Raw genomic sequence first — 9,088 nt, 5'->3', positions numbered from 1 at the left:
ATCGCCCGGACCGACGCGTGTCAGGAATGCTGATATTCGCTGATTATCAGCAGTGATGTAACATCAGGGCCATGCCACGTCGCCGGACGGACACCGCAGCGCGAGAGCCCCGACCCACCCGGGGCGTCGCCGTGATCGCGGACATCGTCGGGTCCCGCACCCTCGCGGACCGGGCGGCCGCCCAGGCCGCGATCCTCCACGCCTTCGCCGCGGCCGAGCGCCAGGTGTCCCCGCTCCTGCCGGGCTGGGCCACGGTGGGGGACGAGTTCCAGTCGCTCCACACCCACTGGAGCATGGCCGCGCGCGCCGTCCTGCGGGTCGGCCTGGCGCTGCCGCCCGGGCTCGCGCTGCGGTTCGGCCTTGGCGAGGGGGACCATCACGAGGTCGGCGGGGACGCGGGGGAGGGCGGCCCGATCCTGGACGGCACCGCATGGCACCGCGCCCGCGCGGCCCTCGAGGCCGCGGACGGCCGGGCAGCCGGCGCGGCCACGGCGTTCGTCGGCCCGGACCCGGAGCTCTCCCTCGCCGTGGACGGCCAGCTTCTCCTGAGGGACCACCTCGTCGGGCGGCTCCGGGCCCGGGAGCGCCGCCTGGCGGCGGCCCTGCTCGCCGGGTCCACGCAGACCGAGGCCGCACGGCAAGAGCGCATCACCCAGTCGGCGGTCTCCCAGGCCGTCGCCCGCTCCGGCGTGGGACGGATCCTCGAGCTGGACGCCCTGCATGCCGCCGCGGGGGAGGGCCGATGACCGCGCTCGCCCTGCTCGCCGTCGGCCTGTACGACCTCGCGCGTTCGCTCGCGCCGGCGGCGTGGTCCCCGGGTCGGGCGGGGCGGACCGCCCTGGGCGCCGCGGTCGTCGGCGTGCTCCTGGGCGCGGCCGCGCTGGCCGTCGTCGGCCCGCCGTGGACCTCGGTGGCGGGCGCGGTCCTCGTGGCCTGCGGAGCCCTCCTGGCGTGGGGGGCCACGGGAGCGGAACGGCCCCGCGTCCTGCTGGGCGTGGTGGCCGCCCTCGGGCTGGTCGGCGTCCTCGAGCTGGGTCTCGGCGCACCGGAGCACCGCTTCGCACCGGCGGGGCTGACGATGGTGGCGGTGGCCGTCGCCATCGCCGAGACGGCCAACCGCATCACGCGCGCCGTGCTGCAGCTCGCCGGGCGCCGCACCGGGGAGTCGGAGGCCGCCCCGGCCGCCGAGGCGGAGCCGCCCCTGCGCGGGGGCCGCTACATCGGCCCCATGGAGCGGGTGCTCATGGTGCTCCTCGGCCTCGCCCACGCGTGGCAGGTCATCGCCGCGCTCATGGCGGCCAAGGGCATCGTGCGCTTCCCGGAGATCTCGGCCGACCGGGGGGACGGCTCGCGCGCCGAGGAGTTCCTGGTGGGCTCACTGGCCAGCTGGGGGCTCGCCGCCGTCGGCGGTCTGCTCGTGTGGCTCTCCCTCGGCTCTCCGCCCTTCCCTGCGGGAGGGTGAGACAGCGACGACCCCGTGTCACACGAACACTGATAGTCCCCCCATATAAGCAGTTCCGCACACATGCACCGGAGGCCCGCCCCCATGACCCACCACCACGACGCCGACTCCCCGGCTGCCCTGGCCCGCGCCGACTTCCGTTCCGGCCTCGTCCGCCCGACGTCGGGCCTGGCCCCGGGCCGCACGCAGGCCAACCTCGTGGTCCTGCCGCGGGACTGGGCCTTCGACATGCTGCTGTTCGCCCAGCGCAACCCCGGCCCCATGCCCCTGCTGGACGTCACCGAGCCGGGAGAGCCGACGACGTCGTGGGCGCCCGGCGCGGACCTGCGCACCGACCTGCCGCTCTACCGCGTGTGGCGCGACGGCGAGCTGGTCGAGGAGGTCTCGGACGCGACCGACCACTGGGGCGAGGACGCCGTCGCCTTCCTCACCGGCTGCAGCTTCGGCTTCGAGGCCGCGCTGCAGCGGGCCGGGGTGCCCGTGCGCAACCTGGACCAGGGGCGCAACGTGGCGATGTACCGCACGGACCGTCCGCTGCGCCCCGCGGGGCGGATGCACGGCGAGCTCGTGGTCTCGATGCGTCCCGTGCCGCCCGAGCTCGTGGCGACGGCCGTCACCGTCAGCGCCGCCGTGCCGTTCGCCCACGGCGCCCCCGTGCACGTCGGCGACCCCTCCCGCCTCGGCGTCGCCGACCTCGCCGCGCCGGACTACGGCGAGGCCACGGACCTCGAGCCGGGCGACGTCCCCGTCTTCTGGCCGTGCGGCGTCACCCCGCAGCGGGCGCTCGAGGTCTCCCGGCCGCCGTGGGCCATCACGCATGCGCCGGGGCACATGTTCATCACCGACGCCGTGGAGGGGGCGGCGCGGGTCTAGACTGACGGCCGCCCCGCCGACGAAAGGACCCCCGTCCATGGACGTTCTCAGCCCCGCCTTCGAGGTCGGCACCCTCGTGGTGCTCGGCCTCATCCTGCTGCTGGACCTGCTCTACGTCGCGCGGCGGCCCCATGAGCCCTCCATGAAGGAGGCGGGCCTGTGGATCGGCTTCTACGTGACGCTCGCCCTCGTCTTCGCGGGCCTGCTCTTCGTCCTGGGCGACGCCCAGCACGGCACGGAGTTCCTTGCCGGCTGGGTCACCGAGTACAGCCTGAGCGTGGACAACCTGTTCGTCTTCCTCATCATCATGGCCAAGTTCCAGGTGCCGCGCCGGTACCAGCAGGAGGTCCTGATGGTGGGCATCATCATCGCCCTCATCGCGCGGGCCGTCTTCATCGCGATCGGCGCGGTGGCCATCGAGCACCTCACGTGGGTGTTCTACATCTTCGGCGCCTTCCTGCTCTGGACCGCATGGCACCAGCTCAAGGACGACGACGACGGCGAGGAGTCCGAGCCCGGGATCGTCGCCCGGCTCACGCGCCGGCTCAACGTGGCCCCGGACTACGACGGGAACAGGCTGCGCACCACCGTGGACGGCAAGCGCATGTTCACTCCCATGGTGGTCGTGTTCATCACCATCGGCCTGACGGACGTCATGTTCGCGGTGGACTCGATCCCGGCGATCTTCGGCCTCACCCAGAACTGGTTCATCGTGCTGACGGCCAACATCTTCGCCCTCATGGGCCTGCGCCAGCTCTACTTCCTGCTCGGCGGGCTCATGGACCGCCTGGTGTTCCTCAAGCACGGACTCGCGTTCATCCTCGCCTTCATCGGCGTGAAGCTCATCTTCCACGCCCTGCACGAGAACGAGCTGCCCTTCCTCAACGGCGGCCAGCCCGTCACCTGGGTGCCGGAGATCTCCACGTTCGTCTCGCTGGCCGTCATCCTGGGCACCCTCGTGGTCGCCACCCTCGCCTCCCTGCTGTGGGGCAAGGCGCCCGAGGACGGGGCGGAGCCGGTCTTCCACGGCGCGCACCGCATGCAGGACATCGCGGAGCGGGCGGAGTCGGACGACCGTTGAGCCGGCGGGCGCGCCCTCCGGTAGAGTGGGCCCGTCGTGGGGGAGTATCCACAACGCTGTGAACGTCAGTACGCGCGCCGATCGGTCGAGAATCCCGATGCGGCCCGCCGGGCACAGCGGCCTGGGCGCCGGGAGGAACCGGAGGCGAGGCGGAGAGACTTGCGAGCACTCATCGAGACCCCCTCACGAAAGGTGCTCCCATGGAGATCACCGGTCTGACCTGGGGGCTGACGATCGCACTGATCGTGGGCCTCCTCGCCTTCGACTACTTCGCCCACGTGCGCAAGGCGCACACGCCCACCATCCGCGAGGCCGCGGTCTGGTCCGGCGTCTACATCGGCATCGCCCTGCTCTTCGGCCTCGTCTTCTTCGCGTTCGGGGACACCCAGCACGCGGTGGAGTACTACACCGGCTACATCCTGGAGAAGGCGCTCAGCGTCGACAACCTCTTCGTGTTCCTGGTCATCATGGCCTCGTTCCGGGTCCCGCGCGACTACCAGCAGAAGGTGCTGCTGTTCGGCATCACCTTCGCGCTCATCTCCCGCACGGTCTTCATCCTGCTGGGCGCGGCCGTGATCTCGGTGTGGTCCGACGTGTTCTACCTCTTCGGCATCGTGCTCCTGATCGTGGCCGGCAACCAGCTCAAGGGGGAGCTCGCGGGCGACTCCGCCGAGGACGAGGCAGACAACGTGATGGTCCGCCTGGCCAAGCGCTTCCTCCCCGCCTCGGACTCGTTCGACGGCGACCGGCTGTTCACGGTGGAGAACGGCAAGAAGGTCATGACGCCGATGCTCCTCGTCATGGTGGCCATCGGCGCGACGGACATCCTCTTCGCCTTCGACTCCATCCCCGCCATCTTCGGCGTGACCCAGGAGGCGTACATCGTCTTCACGGCCACCGCGTTCTCCCTCATGGGCCTGCGCCAGCTGTACTTCCTCATCGACGGCCTCCTGGACCGCCTCGTGTACCTCTCGTACGGCCTGTCCGCGATCCTCGCCTTCATCGGCGTGAAGCTGATCCTCCACGCGCTGCACGAGAACAACCTCTCGTTCATCAACGACGGCCAGAACGTGTCGGTTGTGGAGATCCCCACGGTGCTCTCGCTGATCGTCGTCGTCGGCATCCTGGTGCTGACCGTGCTGGTCTCCCTGGCCTCGCCCAAGGGCCAGGCCCTGCGGACGCTGCAGAACGCGGAGAAGTTCTCCCACCGCTTCACCCAGCTCGACCCGCAGGCGCCCCTCGAGGAGCGCCGCGCGGCCGCCGAGAGGATGGACACCTGGACGGCCAAGGCCGAGCAGGTCGACCAGAAGTGGCGGGACAAGCTCCTGGACCACAAGGACCGCTACTCCCAGATCATCCGCACGGCGCACGAGACGCGCCTCTCCGACCCGGACTCGGCGGATCCGCGCGGCGTGTCCGAGGCGATCGTCCGCCAGGCCGGACCCCGCGTCTGAGGCACGCGGCGTCGCCGCACGGACAGGCCCCCGCCCCGATCACCCGATCGGACCGGGGGCCTCCGTCATCTCCAGGAGACGGGCGAGGACGGCCGCGCCGTCGTCGGCGAGCCCGTCGTGGTGGAACGCGTCGGTCTCCCACACGCGCAGCCCGCGCACCCGTGCGGCCGTCTCGAGGGAGAGGTCGCGGTCCACGTAGACGTCGTGCGTGTAGACGGCCGCGGCCACGGGCACGCGGTTGGCCGCGAGCGCGCCGAGGTCGTAGAGCGCGCCCCAGTCCTCGCGGGCGGCTATGAGCTGCGCGGCCTCGGCCAGCGGGTGCAGGGGCGCCCCGGCCTCGAGCTGCCACGCGAACACGTGCTCGCCCGTGAGCAGGGGGGTGCCCTCCGGGGCGGCGGCGTCCCCGCCGCACGCGCCCGGGTCGAAGTCCGGGTGCTCCTGGAGGACGCGCGCGGCCGACCAGTCCGTCGGCGCGGCGCCCGGCTGGGCGTAGATCGCCTCGTGGAGCAGTGTGTACAGCGGCGTCTGGGCGCGGTCGGCCTGGGCGGCGACGGCGGCCCGGAAGCCCTCGCTCAGCCGCGCCTGGCGAGCACCCTCGTCGAACGCCTCGGTCAGCACGTAGAGCAGGGAGTCGACGCGGGTGTTGCCGCCCAGCAGCATGCCGAGCATCTGGGCGCGGGCCACCGTGAGCGCGGTGCCGTCCGGCAGGCGCTCGGGCGTGCCGGCCGACTCGCGGGCCCGCAGATGGGCGACGACGCGCTCCCAGGCCACCCACGCGTGCGGGTGGCGGTCGAAGAACTCGCGGTTCCGCTCCCGCATGCGCGCGTAGGTGGCCCGGTACACGCGGTCGGCGTGCCCCGTGAGCGGGGCGAGGCCGCCCGTGACGTGGCAGCGCGCGAGGCCCTCGGGGAACCAGGAGAGGTAGCTCAGCGTGCAGAAGCCGCCGAAGCTCTGGCCGAGCGTGGCCCACGGGTCCGCGCCGAGGGCGAGGCGGACCATCTCGGCGTCCGCGACGATGGAGGGCGCCCGCAGGTGCCCCAGGTACGCGGCCTGGGCCTCGGGGGACATCCCCGCGAGGGAAGCGACGGTGGCCGGGGTGGAGGCCACCGTCCCGCGCTGGTCCAGCAGGAGCACCCGGAACCGCCCCGCGGCCTCCTTGAGCCAGCCGCCCAGGCGTGCGGGGCGGGCGGCGCCGCTGCCCGGACCGCCCTGCAGGTACAGGAGCCAGGGCAGGTCCGCCGACCCTGCCGCCGGTCCGCGCACCTCGCGCGCGACCACGCGGAGCGTGCCCGCGCCCCCGGGCCCGAGCCCCGTGGCGGACGCGTCCTTCGCCCGCGCCTGCTCGAGGGTGTCGGCGTGGTCGACGGGGACGGTGAACCGGTGGTCCACGATCACCGTGCCGTCGAAGAGCGTCGTCTGCGCGCCGCGCACGTGCTCCGCGGCCTCCCGGGGCGCGAAGCCGCGCGGGTCGCCGGGCGGGAGCGCCGAGGCGGCCCCGCCCCCGGGGACGGGGGAGCCGCCGTCGTGCGTCACAGCCCCCACCCGGACTCGGGCGCGCCCACCGAGACGACGCGGATGACGGGGTGACCGGCCTCGTCCGAGGCGTCGAGGTCGACGACCGCGTTGATGCCGTGGTCGAGGTCGCCGTCGTGGTCCTTGAGGACCTGGCGGACGGCCCACCAGCGGGCGCCGGTGAGCTCGAGCGGGGCGGGCACGGGGGGCGCCGTGGCCACGCGGAACAGCTCGGGGCCGCGCGCGGCGGCCGAGTCGTCGATGTCCTCGTGGTCGTCGAAGTACGCGTCGAGCGCGTCGGCCCAGTCGTCCGCGGAGAGGTCGCCGGAGAGCTCGGCCAGCCGCGCGTCCTGCTCGTCCCCGAACAGGCGCACCCGCTGGAACAGCGCGTTGCGCACCATCACGCGGAACACCGGCGTGTTGTCCGTGAGGCGCGGGGGAGCGGGCGGGGCGATGGACTCCATGTCCTTGCGGAGCTCCTCGATGTCCCCGGCCACGAGGTCCTCCCACTCCTCGAGGAGGGAGGAGTCGGTCTGCTTCACCATCTCGTCGAGCCAGTCCAGCAGCACCTGCAGCTCGTCCGTGCGCGACTCCTGCGGCACCGTGTGGCGCAGCGCCTTCACGGCGTCCGTGAGGTAGCGCAGCAGCACGCCCTCGGAGCGGGCGATCCCGTAGAAGCGCACGTAGTCGCCGAAGCCCATGGCGCGCTCGAACATGTCCCGCACCACGGACTTCGGGGCGAGCTCGAACTCGGCGAGCCACGGGGCGTCCTTGCGGTACACCTCGAACTGCTGCTCGAGCAGCTCGGCGAGCGGCTGCGGGTACGTGACCTCCTCGAGGGCGGCCATGCGGTCGTTGTAGTCCATGCCCTCGGCCTTCATGGCGGCCACGGCCTCGCCCTTGGCCTTCTTCACCTGGGCGGAGAGCACCTGGCGCGGCGGGTCGAGGGTCGCCTCGATCACGGAGACGACGTCGAGCGCGTGGTCCGGCTCGGCCGGGTCCAGGAGCTCGAGGGCGGCCAGGGCGAAGGGGGAGAGCGGCTGGTTGAGGGCGAAGTCCGCCTGCAGGTCCACCGTGAGGTCCACCGTGCGGCCCTCGGCGTCCGGCTCCGGGAGCTTCTCCACGATCCCCGCGGCGAGCAGCTCGCGGAAGATGCCGAGCGCCTGCCGCATCAGCGCCGCCTGGCGGGCCGGCGTCTCGTGCGTGCCGCGCAGCAGGCGCCGCACCGCGATCACGGGGTCCCCGGGCCGGTCCAGGATGTTCAGGAGCATGGAGTGGGTGAGCCGCATGCGGGAGGACAGCGGCTCCGGCTCGGCCTCCACGAGGCGCTCGAAGCTGGCCCGGCCCCACGAGACGAACCCCTGCGGCGGCGACTTCTTCTTCGCGCCCTTGAGGGACTGCTTCATGCGCTTCTCGCGCTCGGCCTCGTCCTTGACGGACGCGAACTTCGCGGCGGCCCTGCGCGCGGCCGCGGCGTTCTCGATCACGTGCTCGGGGGCCTGCACCACCACGGTGCCCGAGGTGTCGTAGCCCGCGCGCCCGGCCCGTCCGGCGATCTGGTGGAACTCGCGGGCCTGGAGGAGGCGGGTCCGCTCGCCGTCGAACTTGGACAGCGCGGTGAGGAGCACGGTGCGGATCGGCACGTTGATCCCGACGCCGAGCGTGTCCGTGCCGCAGATGACCTTGAGCAGGCCGTCCTGCGCGAGCTTCTCCACGAGGCGCCGGTACTTCGGGAGCATGCCCGCGTGGTGCACGCCGATGCCCGCCCGCACGAGGCGGTTCAGGGTGTGGCCGAAGCCCGCGGAGAAGCGGAAGCCGGCGATCCGCGCCGCGATGGCCTCCTTCTCCTCCTTCGTGGTCACGGAGATCGAGGTCAGCCCCTGGGCCGTCTCCACGGCGTCCAGCTGGGAGAAGTGCACCACGTACACGGGGGCCTGGCGGGTGGAGACGAGCTCCTCCACCTTCTCCTGCAGCGGGACCTCGGACCACTCGAAGCTCAGGGGGATCGGGCGCTCGGCGTGGGCGACGACGGCGGTCTCGCGGCCCGTGCGCTCGGTCAGGTCCGCGGTGAGGCGGCTCGTGTCGCCCAGGGTGGCGGACATGAGGAGGAACCGCGCCTGGGGGAGCTCCAGGAGCGGCAGCTGCCACGCCCAGCCGCGGGAGGGGTCCGCGTAGTAGTGGAACTCGTCCATGACCACGGTGCCGATGTCCATCCCCGAGCCCTCCCGCAGTGCGCGGTTGGCCAGGATCTCGGCGGTGCAGCAGATGATGGGGGCGTCGCCGTTCACGGTGGAGTCGCCCGTGACCATGCCGACGTTCTCCGCGCCGAACACGTCCACGAGGGCGAAGAACTTCTCGGAGACGAGCGCCTTGATCGGCGCCGTGTAGTAGGAGACGCGCTCGTGCGCGAGGGCGTCGGCGTGGGCCCCGATGGCCACGAGTGACTTCCCGGAGCCCGTGGGGGTGGCGAGCACCACGTTGTGGCCCTGCACGAGCTCGAGGACGGCCTCCTCCTGCGCCGGGTACAGGGAGATCCCGCGCTCGTCCGTCCACGCGGTGAACGCCTCGAACACCGCGTCGGCGTCCGGGGACGCGTCCAGGGCGTCGAGGCGGGCGAGGAGGGCGAGGAGGGCGGGCGGAGTCGTGGCGGAGGCGGGAGCGGGGGCAGAGGAAGTCATCCCGCCCAGGGTATCGGCGCCGGCCGGG

General features: G+C 72.8%; 7 protein-coding genes. 5 read left to right on the top strand and 2 right to left on the bottom strand.

Going from position 1 to position 9,088, the window contains the following annotated elements:
* The first annotated feature begins 71 nt into the window (after positions 1 to 71).
* The 5 genes from NJC10_RS02450 to NJC10_RS02430 all read left to right on the top strand — a co-directional run bounded on the left by NJC10_RS02450 (position 72) and on the right by NJC10_RS02430 (position 4,870).
* Entirely contained in the window at positions 72 to 746 is a 675-nt protein-coding gene (locus NJC10_RS02450; protein ID WP_319074359.1) for a SatD family protein, read from the top strand.
* Positions 743 to 1,462: a hypothetical protein gene (locus NJC10_RS02445; protein ID WP_319074358.1), complete on the top strand. Its 720-nt coding sequence runs from the start codon at positions 743 to 745 to the stop codon at positions 1,460 to 1,462. Before NJC10_RS02450 ends, NJC10_RS02445 begins: the two co-directional genes overlap by 4 nt.
* 84 nt (positions 1,463 to 1,546) lie before the next feature.
* The gene (locus tag NJC10_RS02440; RefSeq protein ID WP_319074357.1) at positions 1,547 to 2,335 is read left to right on the top strand and encodes a putative hydro-lyase; all 789 of its coding nucleotides are present in this window, start codon (positions 1,547 to 1,549) and stop codon (positions 2,333 to 2,335) included.
* A 37-nt stretch (positions 2,336 to 2,372) separates the two neighbouring features.
* The gene (locus NJC10_RS02435; RefSeq protein WP_319074356.1) at positions 2,373 to 3,416 is read left to right on the top strand and encodes a TerC family protein; all 1,044 of its coding nucleotides are present in this window, start codon (positions 2,373 to 2,375) and stop codon (positions 3,414 to 3,416) included.
* A 200-nt stretch (positions 3,417 to 3,616) separates the two neighbouring features.
* Positions 3,617 to 4,870, top strand: coding sequence for a TerC family protein (locus tag NJC10_RS02430; RefSeq protein WP_319074355.1), 1,254 nt, complete (start codon positions 3,617 to 3,619; stop codon positions 4,868 to 4,870).
* A 39-nt stretch (positions 4,871 to 4,909) separates the two neighbouring features.
* Here the strand turns inward: NJC10_RS02430 and NJC10_RS02425 are convergent, their stop codons facing one another.
* Together NJC10_RS02425 and NJC10_RS02420 are read right to left on the bottom strand one after the other, a co-directional pair.
* Positions 4,910 to 6,403 (bottom strand): alpha/beta fold hydrolase, encoded by a 1,494-nt coding sequence (locus tag NJC10_RS02425; RefSeq protein ID WP_319074354.1) that lies wholly within the window; start codon positions 6,401 to 6,403, stop codon positions 4,910 to 4,912.
* The gene (locus NJC10_RS02420) at positions 6,400 to 9,060 is read right to left on the bottom strand and encodes a DEAD/DEAH box helicase (RefSeq protein WP_319074353.1); all 2,661 of its coding nucleotides are present in this window, start codon (positions 9,058 to 9,060) and stop codon (positions 6,400 to 6,402) included. Before NJC10_RS02420 ends, NJC10_RS02425 begins: the two co-directional genes overlap by 4 nt.
* Positions 9,061 to 9,088 lie beyond the last annotated feature (28 nt).

This window comes from Micrococcus sp. M4NT, assembly GCF_033790745.1.
GTDB lineage: Bacteria > Actinomycetota > Actinomycetes > Actinomycetales > Micrococcaceae > Micrococcus.
This window is presented reverse-complemented; position numbering and strand designations above follow the sequence as displayed.

Coding starts and splice junctions, on each gene's coding strand:
- NJC10_RS02420 (WP_319074353.1), bottom strand. CDS start 9,060: ATGACTTCCTCTGCCCCCGCTCCCGCCTCCGCCACGACTCCGCCCGCC.
- NJC10_RS02450 (WP_319074359.1), top strand. CDS start 72: ATGCCACGTCGCCGGACGGACACCGCAGCGCGAGAGCCCCGACCCACC.
- NJC10_RS02445 (WP_319074358.1), top strand. CDS start 743: ATGACCGCGCTCGCCCTGCTCGCCGTCGGCCTGTACGACCTCGCGCGT.
- NJC10_RS02430 (WP_319074355.1), top strand. CDS start 3,617: ATGGAGATCACCGGTCTGACCTGGGGGCTGACGATCGCACTGATCGTG.
- NJC10_RS02435 (WP_319074356.1), top strand. CDS start 2,373: ATGGACGTTCTCAGCCCCGCCTTCGAGGTCGGCACCCTCGTGGTGCTC.
- NJC10_RS02440 (WP_319074357.1), top strand. CDS start 1,547: ATGACCCACCACCACGACGCCGACTCCCCGGCTGCCCTGGCCCGCGCC.